Source organism: Caballeronia sp. PC1 (assembly GCF_021353155.1).
GTDB classification, from domain to species: domain Bacteria; phylum Pseudomonadota; class Gammaproteobacteria; order Burkholderiales; family Burkholderiaceae; genus Caballeronia; species Caballeronia cordobensis.
This window is the reverse complement of record NZ_JAJUBH010000001.1, coordinates 1719399-1735727: the sequence shown is the minus strand read 5'-3', so window position 1 is coordinate 1735727 and position 16329 is coordinate 1719399. Positions and strand designations below refer to the sequence as shown.

General features: G+C 66.2%; 16 protein-coding genes. 10 read left to right on the top strand and 6 right to left on the bottom strand.

Annotation, left to right across the window (positions count from 1 at the left end):
• Positions 1 to 43: 43 nt before the first annotated feature.
• Complete coding sequence (locus LY284_RS08345) at positions 44 to 1315, bottom strand: polyhydroxyalkanoate depolymerase (RefSeq protein ID WP_014190880.1); 1272 nt, start codon at positions 1313 to 1315, stop codon at positions 44 to 46.
• Between LY284_RS08345 and LY284_RS08340 the strand changes: the two genes are divergently transcribed.
• Complete coding sequence (locus LY284_RS08340) at positions 1298 to 1672, top strand: hypothetical protein (protein WP_014190881.1); 375 nt, start codon at positions 1298 to 1300, stop codon at positions 1670 to 1672. The genes LY284_RS08345 and LY284_RS08340 overlap by 18 nt on opposite strands.
• On the opposite strand, the gene LY284_RS08335 is transcribed toward LY284_RS08340, so the two are convergent.
• On the bottom strand, positions 1669 to 3543 hold the full coding sequence (locus tag LY284_RS08335; RefSeq protein WP_014190882.1) for a glycoside hydrolase family 15 protein: 1875 nt from the start codon (positions 3541 to 3543) through the stop codon (positions 1669 to 1671). The two genes, LY284_RS08340 and LY284_RS08335, sit on opposite strands and share 4 nt — an antisense overlap.
• A gap of 464 nt (positions 3544 to 4007) precedes the next feature.
• Here LY284_RS08335 and LY284_RS08330 point away from each other — a divergent pair, with 464 nt between their 5' ends.
• Positions 4008 to 4256, top strand: coding sequence for a hypothetical protein (locus tag LY284_RS08330; RefSeq protein WP_014190883.1), 249 nt, complete (start codon positions 4008 to 4010; stop codon positions 4254 to 4256).
• A 127-nt stretch (positions 4257 to 4383) separates the two neighbouring features.
• Here the strand turns inward: LY284_RS08330 and LY284_RS08325 are convergent, their stop codons facing one another.
• Positions 4384 to 4536, bottom strand: a complete 153-nt coding sequence (locus LY284_RS08325; RefSeq protein ID WP_014190884.1) for a DUF3096 domain-containing protein — start codon at positions 4534 to 4536, stop codon at positions 4384 to 4386.
• Between the two features lie 207 nt (positions 4537 to 4743).
• Between LY284_RS08325 and LY284_RS08320 the strand changes: the two genes are divergently transcribed.
• The 3 genes from LY284_RS08320 (at position 4744) to LY284_RS08310 (ending at position 7808) form a co-directional block, all read left to right on the top strand.
• Positions 4744 to 6078, top strand: a complete 1335-nt coding sequence (locus tag LY284_RS08320; protein WP_045450413.1) for a lactonase family protein — start codon at positions 4744 to 4746, stop codon at positions 6076 to 6078.
• Between the two features lie 24 nt (positions 6079 to 6102).
• Complete coding sequence (locus LY284_RS08315) at positions 6103 to 6666, top strand: antimicrobial peptide resistance and lipid A acylation PagP (protein ID WP_014190886.1); 564 nt, start codon at positions 6103 to 6105, stop codon at positions 6664 to 6666.
• 71 nt (positions 6667 to 6737) lie between these two features.
• Positions 6738 to 7808, top strand: a complete 1071-nt coding sequence (locus tag LY284_RS08310) for a CorA family divalent cation transporter (RefSeq protein WP_014190887.1) — start codon at positions 6738 to 6740, stop codon at positions 7806 to 7808.
• Positions 7809 to 7821: 13 nt separating this feature from the next.
• Here LY284_RS08310 and LY284_RS08305 read toward each other — a convergent pair whose 3' ends face one another.
• From LY284_RS08305 to LY284_RS08295, 3 genes are all read right to left on the bottom strand, one after another.
• Positions 7822 to 11382, bottom strand: coding sequence for a DNA translocase FtsK (locus tag LY284_RS08305; RefSeq protein WP_375294243.1), 3561 nt, complete (start codon positions 11380 to 11382; stop codon positions 7822 to 7824).
• A gap of 177 nt (positions 11383 to 11559) precedes the next feature.
• The gene (locus LY284_RS08300; protein WP_233387160.1) at positions 11560 to 12042 is read right to left on the bottom strand and encodes an META domain-containing protein; all 483 of its coding nucleotides are present in this window, start codon (positions 12040 to 12042) and stop codon (positions 11560 to 11562) included.
• Positions 11963 to 12397: a hypothetical protein gene (locus tag LY284_RS08295; protein WP_233387197.1), complete on the bottom strand. Its 435-nt coding sequence runs from the start codon at positions 12395 to 12397 to the stop codon at positions 11963 to 11965. Before LY284_RS08295 ends, LY284_RS08300 begins: the two co-directional genes overlap by 80 nt.
• Before the next feature lie 62 nt (positions 12398 to 12459).
• On the opposite strand from LY284_RS08295, the gene purT reads away from it, so the two are divergent.
• The 5 genes from purT (at position 12460) to LY284_RS08270 (ending at position 16305) form a co-directional block, all read left to right on the top strand.
• A complete protein-coding gene (gene purT, locus LY284_RS08290; protein ID WP_014190890.1) occupies positions 12460 to 13692 on the top strand; it encodes a formate-dependent phosphoribosylglycinamide formyltransferase in 1233 nt (410 codons plus the stop codon).
• 54 nt (positions 13693 to 13746) lie between these two features.
• Positions 13747 to 13917: a DUF6726 family protein gene (locus LY284_RS08285; RefSeq protein WP_014190891.1), complete on the top strand. Its 171-nt coding sequence runs from the start codon at positions 13747 to 13749 to the stop codon at positions 13915 to 13917.
• A 58-nt stretch (positions 13918 to 13975) separates the two neighbouring features.
• A complete protein-coding gene (locus tag LY284_RS08280) occupies positions 13976 to 14332 on the top strand; it encodes an MliC family protein (protein WP_014190892.1) in 357 nt (118 codons plus the stop codon).
• Between the two features lie 67 nt (positions 14333 to 14399).
• On the top strand, positions 14400 to 14555 hold the full coding sequence (locus LY284_RS08275) for a hypothetical protein (protein ID WP_175582452.1): 156 nt from the start codon (positions 14400 to 14402) through the stop codon (positions 14553 to 14555).
• Positions 14556 to 14814: 259 nt separating this feature from the next.
• Positions 14815 to 16305, top strand: a complete 1491-nt coding sequence (locus LY284_RS08270; protein WP_014190893.1) for a DEAD/DEAH box helicase — start codon at positions 14815 to 14817, stop codon at positions 16303 to 16305.
• Positions 16306 to 16329: the final 24 nt, after the last annotated feature.

Sequence of the window (16329 nt, the reverse complement as noted above, 5' to 3'; positions counted from 1 at the left end):
TTGATGCGATGGAATCGGTTTCGACGCTTTTCAGCTCAGACGTTCACGCCGGCACCGCTTCGGTTTTCGGCGTCTTGTCGTGTTCGAGGATGAACTCGCGCAATTGCGGATACACCATCGTGCGCCAGCGCCGGCCCGAGAAAATGCCGTAGTGACCGGCCTTTTCCGCCGTGAAATGCCGCTTGTGCTTCGCCGGGAGGCCGGTGCACAGATCGTGCGCGGCGCGCGTCTGGCCGCTGCCGGAAATATCGTCGAGTTCGCCTTCGATCGTGAAGAGCGCGGTGTGCTTGATGTCCTGCGGACGCACGAGCTCGCCTTCGACTTCCCACGTGCCTTCCGCGAGCCGGAACTCCTGGAACACGACGCGGATGGTCTCCAGATAATACTCGGCGGCCATGTCGAGCACGGCGTTGTATTCGTCGTAGAAACGGCGGTGCTGTTCGGCGTCGTCATCGTCGCCGCGCAGCAGGTTTTGATAGAAGTCCCAATGGGCCGTGAGATGGCGTTCCGGATTCATCGCGACGAAGCCCGCGTGCTGCAGGAAGCCCGGATACACCTTGCGGCCGACGCCCGGATAGTTCGCCGGCACCGTGTAGATGACGTTGTTCTCGAACCACTCGTAGGAATGCTCATTGGCGAGCGAGTTGACGGACGTGGGGCTGCGGCGCGCGTCGATCGGGCCGCCCATCATCGTCATGGTGCGCGGCGTGTCTTCGCCGCGGCTCGCCATCAGCGAAATGGCGGCGAGCACCGGCACGGTCGGCTGACACACCGAGATCACGTGCAGATCCTTCGCGCCGATATGGCGGATGAATTCCTGAATGTACGCGACGTAGTCGTCCAGATGGAACGGGCCGTTCTCGATCGGCACCATGCGCGCGTCGATCCAGTCGGTGATGTAGACCTTGTGGTCCTGCAGCAGGGTCTTCACCGTATCGCGCAAGAGCGTCGAATGATGGCCGGAAAGCGGCGCGCACACCAGCACGATCGGCTCGTTCTTGAGCTTGGTGACGGTGCCGCTGTCGTCCGCGAAGCGCTTGAAGCGCAGCAGGCGGCAGAACGGCTTTTCGACGACCGTCTGCTCGACGATCGGAATGTTGTGGCCGTCCTTGACGATCTGATGAATGCTGAACTCGGGCTTTTCGTAGTCTTTTCCGAGCCGGTAGAGCAACTCGTACGCGGCGGCCAGACGGCTCGAACCGGGAACGTAGGCGAGGGGGCTGGCCGGGTTGACAAAAGACTTCGATGCGGCCTGGGCCCATGCTGTGAGGGGAGACAGCACGGCTCGCTGAAATTCGTGAATTTGATAGAGCATGGTTGCCCCAGTAACTCCGGTGAAACCGGTACGCCCGTTGATCCCGGCAAACCTCCCGGGGATGAGCTTCAACGGCATTCGAAGATCCCCGGCGGCGCGGCGGGCTGTCGCCGCGCTGCGGGGCACTGTCTTTCCTGCGACGCTGCATGCCTTTTCTGTGTTGCCACCTGCGCGTTATCGACCCTCAGCAACAAATCCTTGAGTCTAGGCAAGATTTTCCGCGCATTAAATGTTCAATTCAACCAACCGGTTGAAATTGCCGGCCTGGAAACAACACATCTGCGAATACTAGCTTTTGTGCATTGCACCAATATTACCGTGCGCCGCCCGTTTTCGCCAAACAAAACAGCTATTTAAGATTTTCCCGCCGCCGCATCGACCGCTGCGGGGGCATCCGCGTCCTCGTGGTTCTCCGAGCCAGTCGGCTGGCCGGTCGCCTTGGCCATCTCTTCCTCGTGCCGCATCAGGTTCATCCCAGTGTGCACGAGCGCCACGTGGGTGAAAGCCTGCGGAAAGTTGCCCACCATGCGCTTCGCCACCGTGTCGTACTCCTCGGCCAGCAAGCCGACGTCGTTCGCGAGACCGACGAGGCGCTCGAACATCCGGTGCGCCTCGTCGATCCGGCCCTGCAACGCCAGGTTGTCGACCAGCCAGAAGCTACAAGCTAGAAACGTGCCTTCCCCAGGCGGCAGTCCATCGGAGACTTCGGCGGTGTGATAGCGCTTGACAAGACCATCGTGCGTCAAATCGGTCTCGATCGCATGTACGGTTCCGGTCACTCGCGGATCTTTTGGCGGCAAAAATCCGAGCAAGGGGATGAGCAGCAGGCTCGCGTCGAGCGCGTCGCTGCCGTACGCCTGCGTGAACGAGTTCAGCTTCGGGTTCCAGCCTTTCTTCAGCACTTCCGCGCGGATGCGCGCGCGCATCTCGCGCCAGTGATCGATCGGACCGGGCAGCTCGAACTTCTCCGCCGACTTGATCGCGCGGTCGTACGCGACCCACGCCATGACTTTCGAAAAGGTGAAGTGTTGGGGCCCGCCGCGCACTTCCCAGATGCCTTCGTCGGGTCGATCCCAGATCGTGTCGAGGTGCTCCAGCATCGCGCACTGGATCGACCATGCGGTTTCGTCGGTCTGCAGGCCGCCGACGCGCGCGAGGTGCAGCGCGTTCATCACTTCGCCATAGACGTCGATCTGCAACTGGTCGACCGCGCCGTTGCCGATGCGCACCGGCGCCGCGCCCTCGTAGCCCGGCAGCCACGGGATTTCCCACTCGGGCAGGCGGCGCTCGCCCGCGATGCCGTACATGATCTGGATCTGCGAGGGCGAGCCGGCCATCACGCGGCCGAGCCACGCCCGCCACGCGCGGGCTTCGTCGTAGTAGCCGCCGCGCATCATCGCGAGCAGGGTGATGGTCGCATCGCGCAGCCAGCAGTATCGATAATCCCAGTTGCGCGTGCCGCCCAGTTGCTCGGGCAGCGAGGTGGTCGGCGCAGCGACGATGCCGCCGGTCGGCTCGTACGCGAGCGCCTTCAAGGTGATGAGCGAGCGGCGGATGGCGGGCGCCCACTGGCCCTTGAGCTCGCTCTGGCCCGACCATTCGCGCCAGTGGTTCTCGGTGCGCGCAAGCTGCGTATGCGGATCGGACGCGTGCGGCACGCGCAGATGCGATTGCGAATAGCACAGCGAGAAGGGCACGCGCTCGCCGGCGCTCACATCGAAGCAGGCGGTCGTATGCATGTTTTCGCCGACGAGCTCGACGGGCGTGCGCAGCACCGCCAGATCGGGCCCGGCGATCGCGCGGATGCCGCTGTCGTCGGGCAGGCGGCTGACCCAGGGCACGGCCGAGCCGTAATCGAAGCGCAGCACCAGTTCCATCTTCATGCGCACGGTGCCGCGCCGTCCGATCACGATGCGCACGAGTTCCGAATGCCCGTTGCGCAGCGGCATGAAGTCGACGATCGTCACCGCGCCCTGCGGCGTCTCGAAATCGGTCTCGAGGACGAGGGTGTCCTCGCGATAGCGGCGTTTGATGACGGGCATCTCGCCGTCGGCCATCTCCGGGGCGATCAGCCATCGTCCGTGCTCCGGCGTGCCGAGCAGCGCGGCGAAACACGCGCCGGAATCGAAGCGCGGCCAGCACAGCCAGTCGACCGAGCCTTCGCGGGAAATGAGGGCGGCCGTGTGGCCGTCGCCGACCATCGCGTAATCTTCAATCAGTGCAGGCATGAGCGAACATCATCCTCCTGGCGGCGGGGGCTGAACCAAAGCGCGCGCCGCGGGTTGAGCGGGAGATCCGGGACGCATGCTGCGAGCGTGCTCCGGGCAAGCGCCGCGTCCACGACATACGGGACGTCACGCATGCTTTCTGGCCGCATTCTGCCGCATTCGTTCGATCCGAGCAGAAAAGCGGGCCGGGCACGCAGCGCGCCGCGCCATGCGGCATGCGACAGCATGCCGCGGGCAACTGGCGGAAAGCGCGAACGAAGCGCCGATGAATCCGTTGAAAAAACATTCGACTGATGTTTACAATGAAGTTTCGCGAAAGCTTTCGGCGCGGTTTCCCTTGTTTCTTCTTGTTACGCGGTGCGGCTGAAACTCTTTGACCTTTCGCGCGTCTTTCAAGCATGATCCCGGCCGCTCCCGCCGGTCCTTTACGTACCTTAACGTAGCGTTTTCGAGGAACCGAACCCATGCTCTATCCGTCGAAAGCTGACTGCATTGCCATTCTTTCTGCCGCGAGCCGCGTCCCGGACGCCGACACGCTCCTCGCGCTCGATTACACCCATCTCGGCCTGTCGCGTAACGCAATGGTCACCGCCGCGGCCTTTCTCACCGAACGCGACTGTTTTAGTCGCTATAGCTTCGGCGTCGCGGGCGTCTCGGTCGGCGCGTTGTCGTTGCAGGGGCGCCTGCGTCTCGATCAACTCGCGAACGGCTGACGCGCGCAGATTCCGGCGCGGCAGGACCGCGCGTACTTCCACCTGTACTTTTTTCGTGACACTTTGCGCACGCGCGCGGTTCAGTCCGTGCGCGTGCGCTCGTCTTTTGCGCGGCGACCGTCGAACGTCAGAAATGCGCCGATCCCATGCCGAACAAGCCGATCAGACCGATCACGATCAGATAGATCGCGACGATGAAGTTGAGAAGCCGCGGCATCACGAGAATCAGAATCCCGGCAATCAGCGAAACCAGCGGGGCAAGGCTTAGATGGATAGTCATCGCGGCAACTCCTGTTGTTGATTCGAATCGTGTCGGTTGACCTGTGGCGCGTGGTGTATCTTGGCTGCGAGCCCATCTTTCGCGACGGCGGCCGGCGCCTTTGGAGCGGAACTTGCTCCCGCACGTCGCGGGCTTCGCGATGCCGCGCGCTCGCATCGCTTCGCCTTGCTCCAAAAACAAGCGGCAAAGAAACGATGAGGAGGTTTCATGCACCCGAGCCATCCATTCGGCGCGAACACGCTGATGCCGCTCTTGCAAGACGCGCGCCCGATGCGCGCCAGAACCGTCGGGTGGGCGAGAGGCATGGCGCTGATGCTATCGCTGGCGGCGGCGCAGACGTTCGCGCAATCCGCCCCGGCGTCGGCCACGCCCGCCACGTCCGCCACGCCGGGCGCTGCGAGCGGCACGGCCGCCGTGGGCGCGTCGGGCGGCCCGGTCTTCGATCTGCTCGTCGGCACGTATACCGGCGGTGGCAAGAGCGAAGGCATCTATGTCTATCGCTTCGATACGGGCAATGGCGAACTGTCACGCATCGCGTCGGCGCAGACGGTGAACCCGTCGTATCTCGTCGTGAGCCGCGACCGGAATTACGTGTACGCGGTGAACGAATTGCCCGGCGACAACGGCCCGGCGACGCAGCGCGGCGGCGTGAGCGCGTTTCGCTTCGATCGCGCGACTGGCCAGTTGAGCTTTCTAAACCGCGTTTCCTCGGACGGCAACGATCCGTGCTATCTGGCCATCTCGCCCGACGGCAAATATCTGCTGACCGCCAACTATTCGGTCGCGTCCAATCCGGGCGGCAGTTTCGCCGTCTTTCCGCTTGCGGCTAACGGTCAGGTGGGCACGTCGGTGCTGACGGTGCATCACGAGGGCGGGGGACCGGTCAAAGGGCGGCAGGACAATTCGCACGTCCACTCGACCGTCTTCTCGCCCGACGGCAAGTATCTTTTCGCACAGGATCTCGGCGTCGACAAGGTGTTCGCGTATCGCTACACGCCCGATCCGTCGCAGTCGAAGCGCGGGCTGTTCGGTCCGACCGAAGCGCGTTACGCACCCGTCGCGCCGGGCTCCGGCCCGCGCCATCTGATCTTCGACGAAAGCGGCAGGCGCGCCTATCTGACGACGGAACTGAACGCGTCGGTGCTCGTGTTCGATTATCGCGACGGCAAGCTCACGCAAGTTCAGACCGTATCGATGATCGCGCCGGGCTTCAGAGGCAAGATCGGCGGCGGCGCGATCCATCTGTCGCCGGACGGGCGCTTCCTCTACGCGACAAATCGCGGCGATGCGAACGAGATCGTCGCGTTCACGGTCGATCCGAAGAACGGGCATCTGAAGCTCGTCAAGCGTTATCCGACGCTCGGCAAGACGCCGCGTGAATTCGCGATCGATCCGACCGGGCGCTGGCTCGTCGTCGGCAATCAGGAAAGCGACAGCGCGTATTTCTTCCGCCGCGATCCGGAATCGGGCGAACTCGCGTCGGACCCGAAGCGCCTGTCGATCGGCTCGCCGGTGGATTTCAAGTTCGTGTCGCCTTCGTGAGCGGATGACGACCGGTTCGCGACCATGAAAAGCACATGGGTCAAGGCGGTCACGGTGTCGACGCTATGCGCGCCGCTTGCCGTGCTTGCGAGCGGCACGGACTGCGACTATCAGCGGGACTGGATGTCGTCGGCGTGCGAGCGCGTGATGCGCGTCGCGCACGAAGGCACGTGGGATCTGTATGTGACCGGCTACGGCTGGCATATCGATGGCTTCGACAACCGCAGCGAGTTGAACCCGTGGTCGTACGGCGGCGGCGCGGGCAAGCACTGGACCGATGCGAACGGCAACGAGGACATTCTGTTCGCGTTCGCTTTTTCGGACTCGCATCACAACTTTCAGCCGATCGGCGGCTATGCGCGACAGTGGTACACGAAGCCGGTGCTGGGCGGCTTGCAGGCGGGCGGCGGATTTTTCGTCGGCGTCACGGCGCGCAGCGATATCGCGCATTACCTGCCGTTGCCGCTCGCGCTGCCGATCGGTTCCGTGCGCTTTCAGCGCGCCTCGGCGATGGCGACCTTCATCCCGCGCATTCCCGGCCTGAACGACGGCGACGTGGCGTTTTTCTGGGGCCGCTATGAGTTCTAGTACGATGCAATCCGCACAGCGCCATGCGACAGCGCGCGACTGAAAGGTGTACTGAGGAAATTTGAAAGGCAATGGCAGGAAACACACGACTGAACACGGCTCATCCGCTCGACGCCAATGAACGCCCGCTCAAGCGCAAGGAGGCCGCGCCGCCGGGCTTCATCAGCGCGTTCAGCTTCGCGGGCGGCGAGGCATTGCGGCTCACGTGGGACGAAGCGCGCGATGCGGTCGCGGGCGACGGCCCGACGTGGCTGCATCTGTCCGCGAACGACGATACCGTCGAAGGCTGGCTCGAAGGCGTCACGTCGATGCCCGATGTCGCGCGCGAATTCCTGAACGGTGAGGACAAGCGTCCGCGCGTGCATATCGGCTCGAACTTCATGTATGGCGTCGTCGCGGATCTCGAACTCGTGGCGAAGACGCCGGATGCCGCCGCGCCCGGCGCGCGCGAGGTGAACCGCGCGACCGGCGCGCTGCGCTTTTACGTCGACCGGCACCGCATGATCACGGTGCGCGCGCGGCCGCTCGAATCGACCGACCGGCTGCGCCACGCCGTGCTCGAAGGCACGACGTTCCGCGACACCGTCGATCTCTTCGCGGGGCTGATTCGCGCGCTGAACGAGACTTTCGCGGACCGCATCGACGAAATCGGCGACTGTCTCGACGATGTCGAGGAAAGCGTGCTCGAAGGCGGCCACGTGAAGTGCCGCTCGGTGCTGGGCGATGTGCGGCGGCGTCTCGTGGAAGTGCGGCGCTTCATCGACCCGGAGCGCAACGCGCTGACCCAGCTCGTGCTGCGCAAGCTGGAATGGGCCGAGCCGCGTTCGATGGAAGCGCTCGTCCAGGCGATTCAGGTGCTCAACGGTCTCGGTGGCGGGCTGGAAGGGCTGTACGAGCGCGCGAAGCTCTTGCAGGATGAAATCGCCGCGGCGCTGTCGGAAGACATCAACCGCAAGCTGCTGTGGCTCGCGATCATGTCCGCGTTGCTGTTGCCCGCGACGCTCGTGACGGGCATCTTCGGCATGAACGTGGCCGGCCTGCCGGGCACGAAAGATCCCGTTTCGTTCTGGATCGTGATCGGCGTGATGGCAGCCTGCGCCGCCATCACGATCTTCCTGTTGCGCCGCCTGCGGCTCTGGTAAAGCCCGCGCCCCGTCAGTCCGCCGGGCCGGGCGGCGCGAGCACTTCGCGGTTGCCGTTGCTGCCCATCGGCGAGACCAGACCGGCGCTTTCCATCTGCTCGACGAGCCGCGCCGCGCGGTTATAGCCGATGCGCAATTGCCGCTGCACCGACGAAATCGACGCGCGCCGCGTGCGCACGACGAAGGCCACGGCTTCGTCGTAGAGCGGATCGGCTTCGGCGTCGGGCGTGTCGCCAAAGAGATCGCCCGTCGCGCCGCCCTCGGCGGTCGGGCCGGAGAGGATGCCTTCCTCATACTCGGGCTCGCCGAACTGCTTCAGATGCTCGACCACGCGATGCACTTCCTCGTCCGCGACGAACGCGCCGTGCACGCGCTGCGGATAGCCCGTGCCGGGCGGCAGGAACAGCATGTCGCCCGCGCCGAGCAGCGATTCCGCGCCCATCTGGTCGAGAATCGTGCGCGAATCGATCTTCGACGACACCTGGAACGCCACGCGCGTCGGAATATTCGCCTTGATGAGGCCGGTGATCACGTCCACCGAAGGCCGCTGCGTCGCGAGAATCAGGTGAATGCCCGCCGCGCGCGCCTTTTGCGCGAGCCGCGCGATCAACTGCTCGATCTGCTTGCCGGCGACCATCATGAGATCGGCCAGTTCGTCGATGATCACGACGATGAGCGGCAGCGTGGACAGCGGCTCGGGCGCATCGGGCGTCAGCGAGAACGGGTTCGTGAGCTTCTTGCCCGCGGCTTCGGTATTGCGGATCTTCTGGTTGAAGCCTTGCAGATTGCGCACGCCGACCGCCGACATCAGCCGGTAGCGCTTCTCCATTTCGCCGACGCACCAGTTGAGCGCGTTCGACGCGAGCTTCATGTCGGTCACGACCGGCGCGAGCAGGTGCGGAATGCCCTCGTAGACGGACAATTCCAGCATCTTCGGGTCGATCATGATGAGGCGCACGTCCTCGGGCTTCGCCTTGTAGAGCAGCGAGAGGATCATCGCGTTGATCGCAACCGACTTGCCCGAGCCCGTCGTGCCCGCGACGAGCATGTGCGGCGCCTTCGCGAGATCCGTCACAACCGGATTGCCGATGATGTCCTTGCCCATCGCGATCGTCAGATTGGACTTCGAACTGCGGTAGACGTCGGCCTCGAGAATCTCCGACAGCCGGATCATCTGACGCTTCGCGTTCGGCAGTTCCAGGCCCATGCAGGTCTTGCCGGGAATTGTCTCGACGACGCGGATCGACGTGAGGCCGAGCCCGCGCGACAGATCCTTCATCAGCCCGACGATCTGGCTGCCGCGCACGCCGAGCGCCGGCTCGACCTCGAAGCGCGTGATGACCGGACCGGCCGATGCGCCGACCACCGTCACCGGCACCTTGAATTCTTGAAGGCGCTGCTCGATCAACAGGCCGGTTTCGGCGAGGTGCTCTTCGGAGACGGGTTCGGCTTCGTCCGAGGCGGGTTCGAGCAGATCGAGCGTCGGCAATTCCACCGCCGATGCGTGCGGCGCGTGGAACTCGAATTCGGCCGGCGCGGAGCCGCGCACGGGTGCGCGCGGTTCGGGCGGGGAGGTCGGTGCAATGGCCGGCGCAATCGCGGGCGCGGCCGCGACGCTGGTCGCGATGGGAAAGCGCACGACGTTCGACGGCGACGCGAATTCGTCGCCCGCCGCCTGGCGCTCGGCCTCAGGCGCGTCCGCGTCCTCTTCAAGCTCGGCTGGCGCTTCGAGTGCCGCGACCGGTTCATCGGCGATGTGCACGAGCGACGGGGGAGGGGGCTCGCGCTCTTCGTTGCCCGAATCGACGGCGTCGAGCCACGGCGGCGTCTGCGCGATCTCGCGCGCGTCATGCATCGGGGGCAAAACGGCAATCGGCTCGTCGATCTGGGGCGACGGCGGCTCGGACAGCATTTCGATGGGCGCGGGCGCGGGCGCGGGCGCTTGCGCTTCGATCGTGGCGATTTCGCTGGCCGGCGGCGAAGCGGGTTGCGGCGGTGCGATCGGTTCGGCCACGGATTCGGCTTCGGCGAGCGATGGCTCCGGCAGGCGGATGTCGAAAAGCGGCGGCGGCTCGACGAGCGCGGGCGCGATCGCCAGGGCGTCGATCAGCGGCAGGTCGTCGTGGTCTTCGATCGTCGGCGCGGGTGCGGGTGGCGTTAGCGGCGTTATCGGCGCTATCGACGGTTCCGCGCGCGGGATTTCGACGAATTCCACGGCAGGCTCGTCGCTCGGCGCCGCTGCCAATGCCGGCGTTTCGGCGTCCGGCGGAATGGCCGACTGACCCGCGCGCGCCATCGCGACGTGTCCGCGAGCGAGGCTCGCGCCCGCCAGCGACGTCCACAGCGCGGTCTTTTCCTCGATGGAGCGCAGCGTCGCCTGAATGGCGTCGGGCGCGGGCGGCGGCGAGGGCGGTCCGAGCGGCGCGGCCGGGCGCGAGAACGCGGGCGCGGCGAGCGGCGCCGACGCGAACTCGCGCGGGGCGGCGCTCGCGACCGGGCGCGCGAGCGGGCGTCTGAACCCTTGCACCGGCTGCTGAGATTGTGGCAACGATGCCCCGCGCGCGGCATGCCCAGCCGGCGCGACGGACGTAGACAAGCTCGCCGCGCCCGTGCTCCGTTGCGCGGGCATCGAAGACGGCGGACTGCGCGGACGATCCACGCGCGGCGCGGGCGTCGGCTGCGTCCGGGCACGCGGCTCCTCGGCAGCGACGGACGCGCGCAAGCCCGATCCCGACGGCTCGAACGCGGACGCCTGACGCGGCGGGAACGGCGCGCGGGCATCGCGATTCGCGGAAGGCGACGGCGGATTCAACCAGCCCGAAGGCGCGACCGGCTCCGTGTGCGTGGCAGGCCGGGGGACGCCCGCCGCCTCGAAGGCGGGACGTTTCGCATACGCTTCGGCAGTGGCCACGGCGCTCGCGCCGGCCGCCGCCGCGCGGGCGGCGTTCTTGCCCACCGCGGGCGGTCGCCACACGGTCGGCCGCTGATAGCGGCTGCTGCGATTGCCGGTCGGCAGGCCGAGCGTGGGTTCGTCGGGCGCGATGCGCGATGACGACGCATCGAAACGCTCCGCGCGATGGCCGCGCTCCTGCGACTCGCGAGGCGTCTTCGCGCGGGGGCGGCGCGCAAACCAGCTCGCGATTTTGTCGCGGCCCGGCGCGCTTTGCCGCGGCTCGCTCTCCCGCTCGCGCGGCGTGAGCCAGCTTTGCGGCAGGCCGAAGCCGAACGCCTCGTCGGCCCAGGCCAGCACCGAGCGCCAGCTGAATTCGACGAGCCACGGCAGAAAGATCGCGAGCACCAGCGCCGCGATCGCGGCCGCGCCGCCCGGATGCGCGATGCCGCTCAAGCTCGAGGCGAGCGCGCGTCCGCAGCGATTGATATTCACCTGCGTTTCGAACGAGCCCGCGAGCGCGCCTTCGAGCGTGCTGCTCGCGAGCAGCACGGCGATGAAGCCGAGCCAGAGACGGATCGTGCCTGCACCGCGCGCGCCGCCCGGCAGCGCGAGCCTGACGATGCGCCAGAGAAGCGGAAGAAACCAGACGACCGATGCACCGAACCAGCCGAGAACTACCATGTGCATGCCTGAGATTGAATCAATGTTGTGTCAAACGGATGAGACTGCTGCCCGGCCACGGCGATGCCGCCTGCGAGCCGGGCTGTTCGATGGAGCAGTTTAACGGGTGCCGCGCACGCGCGACGCGCCTGCCGCAAGTACGCAACACCTGTTTCGACAATGCGCGCGTCGCGCTCCTTACTTCTCGGCGCGTGGCGCGAAGGTGAGCACCTGACCGTCGTCGAGCGTGAGTTGCAGCGCTTGCGGAGGATTCATCTGCACGCCGCTTTTTGCGACATGCGCGAGCGCGTCGAGATACGGCCGCTCAAGCGCGGCGCCCGCGCCGGAGACGCACGCCATGCGGGTGCCTGCGAGCGGGCCGAACGTGAGCTTGCCGTTCTTGAGATCGTAGGCGCCGCTGAAGCGGTTGCAGCCCGAAAAGCCGCTCGCCCGGCGATGCCCGCTCGCGGTCGAAAAATCGAGCGTGAGCGGCTGCGCGGCGTTCTCGCCCGCATGCGGCACGGCGCGCGGCTGGCCGCTCGCGTCGGTCCAGCTCGTGAGCGCCCATTGCGTGTCGTCGAGCAACTGCGTGGCGGCGGGATTATAGGGATCCGTGGGCGGGGCCGCCACATCCGGGTGTTTCGGCATCGCGCAGCCGGCGGCGATGCTCGCGGCGGCAATCAGCGTGCAAGTGCGGGAAACCAGCGAGAGCCATGCTTTGCGGCGCGACAGGAAACCTGACGATGAGCGCGGCCGGAAAAAAACGGTAGCGGACGCGCGAAGGAAGGAACTGGGCATCGATGATCCTGAAGCTGGCGAAACCGTAAGGGTATCGCACGCGTCCTACGATTTGTCCAGCTTCCGGATGCAACAAAATGATCGGCGGCGTCCTGGCAACGCCGATGCAAGCGGGGACCGCGCGGGGAATTCCGGTGCGCGTTCGCGTGTCAATACCGTCTGTGACGACGCTGTCGGCAAGCCGGACGGCAAAGTGCCGGTGCGCGCGCTGCGTGTTAACATCGCGGCCAATCAACATCGCGGCCCACCCGGCTTTCGAGCATGGCCGGCCTCGCTACTCGACCGATCCCTGGAGCACTCATGCAGACCGATCCTTTCCGCCCCGGCGCCTTGCGCATCGGTACGCCGCTGTCCCCCAACGCGACGCGCGTGATGCTGCTCGGCGCGGGCGAACTCGGCAAGGAAGTGATCATCGCGCTGCAGCGTCTGGGTGTGGAAGTGATCGCGGTCGATCGTTACGCGAATGCGCCGGGGCATCAGGTCGCGCATCGCGCGCACGTCATCGACATGACGGACGGCGCAGCGTTGCGCGCGCTCGTCGAAAAGGAGCGGCCGCATCTGATCGTGCCGGAGATCGAGGCGATTGCGACCGACGCGCTCGCCGAAATCGAATCGGCCGGACTCGCGACCGTCATCCCGACCGCGCGCGCCACTCAGCTTACGATGAACCGCGAAGGCATCCGGCGTCTCGCCGCCGAGGAACTCGGGCTGCCGACTTCGCCGTATGCGTTCGCGCAATCGCTCGACGAGATGAAGGCGGCGATCGCCACGATCGGCTTCCCGTGCGTCGTAAAGCCGGTGATGTCCTCGTCGGGCAAGGGGCAGTCGGTGCTGAAAAGCGACGCGGATATCGAACCCGCGTGGCAGTACGCGATGGCGGGCGGTCGCGTGAATCACGGGCGCGTGATCGTCGAGGGTTTCATCGACTTCGACTATGAAATCACGCAGCTCACGGTGCGTGCGGCGGATGCGGCGAGCGGCGAGACGCAGACGTATTTCTGCGAGCCGATCGGCCATGTGCAGGTGGCGGGCGATTACGTCGAATCGTGGCAGCCGCAGGCGATGAGTCCGGCCGCGCTCGCGAAAGCGCGCGACGTCGCCGCGAAGGTGACGACCGCGCTGGGCGGCCGGGGGCTCTTCGGCGTCGAGCTTTTCGTGCGCGGCGACGATGTGTGGTTCTCGGAAGTGAGCCCGCGTCCGCACGACACCGGCCTCGTCACGCTCGCGACGCAGCGCTTCTCCGAGTTCGAGCTGCATGCGCGCGCGATTCTCGGCTTGCCTGTCGATACCGCGCTCGCCACGCCGGGCGCGTCCGCCGTGATCTACGGCGGGCTGGAGCAAGCGGGCATCGCGTTCGAGGGCGTGGCCGAAGCGCTCGCCGTGCCGGGCGCGGATCTGCGGCTGTTCGGCAAGCCGGAAAGCTTCGCGAAGCGTCGCATGGGCGTCGCGCTGGCGACGGGCGCGGACACGGAGCAAGCGCGCGAGCGTGCAAGGCTCGCTGCGTCGAAGGTGAAGCCGGTGGCGGCAAGTTAAGCGAAGAGAAGCGAACAAGGCAAGCGGCGCGCGAGCGCGGGCGGGAGCAAGAACGTGAACTGGAAAGCACTGGCCATGCTCGTCGTGGCGTCCATCGGACTGTCGGGCTGCGGCCTCGCGGCGGCGCCGTGCCGGATCGCATCGGCGGGACTGAAGATCGTGCCGGTCGTCGGCCACGTCGCCGCCGCGCCCACCGATGCCTGCGCGGACGTAATCGATCCGTGACGCGATCCGTCGTCGCGATCGCACACGCACCGGCATCCAACGAACCACGAACCGAACGATGAAAAAGCTCTTCGCCTTGCTGCTCGCGTCGCTCTGCGCCCACGCCGCGCTCGCCATGCCGCTCACCGTGCCGCAGATCCAGACCGCATCGACGCAAACGACCCGCTACGACTGCAAGGACGGCAAGAGCGTGTCCGTGCAGTACACCAACACCCGGAACCATCAGAGCTTCGCGGCGCTGACCGTCGACGGGCGCAAGCTGCTGTTCGTCAACGTGATCGCGGGATCGGGCGCGAAATACGTCGCCGATCAATACACCTGGTGGACCAAGGGTCCGCAGGCCAATCTCTACGACGAAATGGCCGCGAAGGACGCGCCGCCGCTGCTCGCCGATTGCGAGGCGCGCAAGAAGTAGGGCCGGGCGCGCCGCGTGCTGGTTCGGGTTCGACCGGCGCGGCGGCGTGCCGCCGGAGCCGGGCGGCGTGCGGTGCTACAATGTGCGGCTTTCCGGCGGTGAATTCGCGGCCGGACCGAATTTCGAGTTTTCCGGCATCGCCGTCGATGCCGGTTCGGGCGGTTCGAGCGGTACGCGGCCTGAGGCGTCCACGAACCGCGAGCGAGCGATGCACGTGCCTTGAAGGCGTCATCGAAGCCGTGTTCCATTTGGGCGCGGGCTCGCGAATCGAAACGAATCGAAACGAACGGCGCTCGAACCGGGCGCGCCAGACACGATAAACCAGCCGCCCAAGCCCGGCGCCGCGCACGATGTGCCGATCGCGTGCGCCCACGAAACCCATCCGCGTAAGCAAGCGATCGCGACGATCGACCCAACGACCCGACCGATTTTTACGCGCGCCGCATCGAGCGGCATTATTTGCGATAGCCAATATAGTTACCATGTCCGATTCCGTCGCCACGAACACGTCCACCGCTGTGGGCGCCGCGCCTACGTTCGACCAGTTCGGTTTGGCCGCCGACATCCTGAAGGCGGTGCGCGAGTCCGGCTACACCACGCCCACGCCGATCCAGGCGCAGGCGATTCCGGTCGTCCTCGCGGGCCGCGATGTCATGGGCGCCGCGCAGACCGGCACCGGCAAGACCGCGAGCTTCTCGCTGCCGATCATCCAGCGCCTGTTGCCGAGCGCGAACACGAGCGCCTCGCCGGCGCGCCATCCGGTGCGCGCGCTGATGCTCACGCCCACGCGCGAGCTCGCCGATCAGGTCGCCGCCAACGTGCAGACGTACTCGAAGCACACGCCGCTGCGCAGCACGGTCGTGTTCGGCGGCGTCGACATGAACCCGCAGTCCGATGCGCTGCGCCGGGGCGTCGAAATCCTGATCGCGACGCCCGGACGCCTGCTCGATCACGTCCAGCAGAAAACGGTCAATCTGGGCCAGGTCCAGATGCTGGTGCTCGACGAAGCCGACCGCATGCTGGACATGGGCTTTCTGCCCGACCTGCAGCGCATTCTGAATCTGCTGCCGAAGGAGCGTCAGACGCTGCTGTTCTCCGCGACGTTCTCGCCGGAAATCAAGAAGCTCGCGTCCACGTATCTGCGCAATCCGCAGACGATCGAAGTCGCCCGCAGCAATTCGACCGCGACGAACGTGCGTCAGATCGTCTTCGAGGTTCATGAAAGCGACAAATCCGGCGCGGTCGCGCAGCTCATTCGCGAGCGCGAGCTGAAGCAGGTGATCGTGTTCTGCAACAGCAAGATCGGCGCGAGCCGGCTCGCGCGCGTGCTGGAGAAGGACGGCATCGTCGCGACGGCGATTCACGGCGACCGTTCGCAAAGCGAGCGCATGCAGGCGCTCGACGCGTTCAAGCGCGGCGAGATCGAAGCGCTCGTCGCCACCGATGTCGCCGCGCGCGGTCTTGATATCGCCGAATTGCCGGCGGTCATCAACTTCGACCTGCCGTTCAACGCGGAAGATTATGTGCACCGCATCGGCCGCACGGGGCGCGCGGGCGCGTCGGGCGACGCGCTGTCGCTGTGCAGCGCGAACGAGCGCAAGCAACTCGCCGACATCGAAAAGCTCATCAAGCGTCCGCTCGAAGTCGAGCCGCTCGAAGTGACGATGCGCGCGCGCCGCGATGGTGCGACGTCCGCGCCGCGGCGCGACGAGCGCTTCGGCCGTTCGGAGCGCGCCGAGCACCGTCACGGATCGCGCGACGAAGCCGGTTCGCGCCGCCGCACGGCCAGCACGCATGATCGTCCGCGCGGCCGTCAGCAGCCCATCGACGAGTTTTTCCTGAAGCCCTACGAGCCGTCGCCCTCGGCGATGAAGCGTCAGGAGGAAACGGTCGAGCCCGAGCGCAAGAGCGCGCCGAAGCAGCCGCTTGCGGCCTTGCTCGGCGGATTAGGCATGCCGCGCAAGTCGTCGTAAATGTCAAAAGGGCAGCCCGCGTGG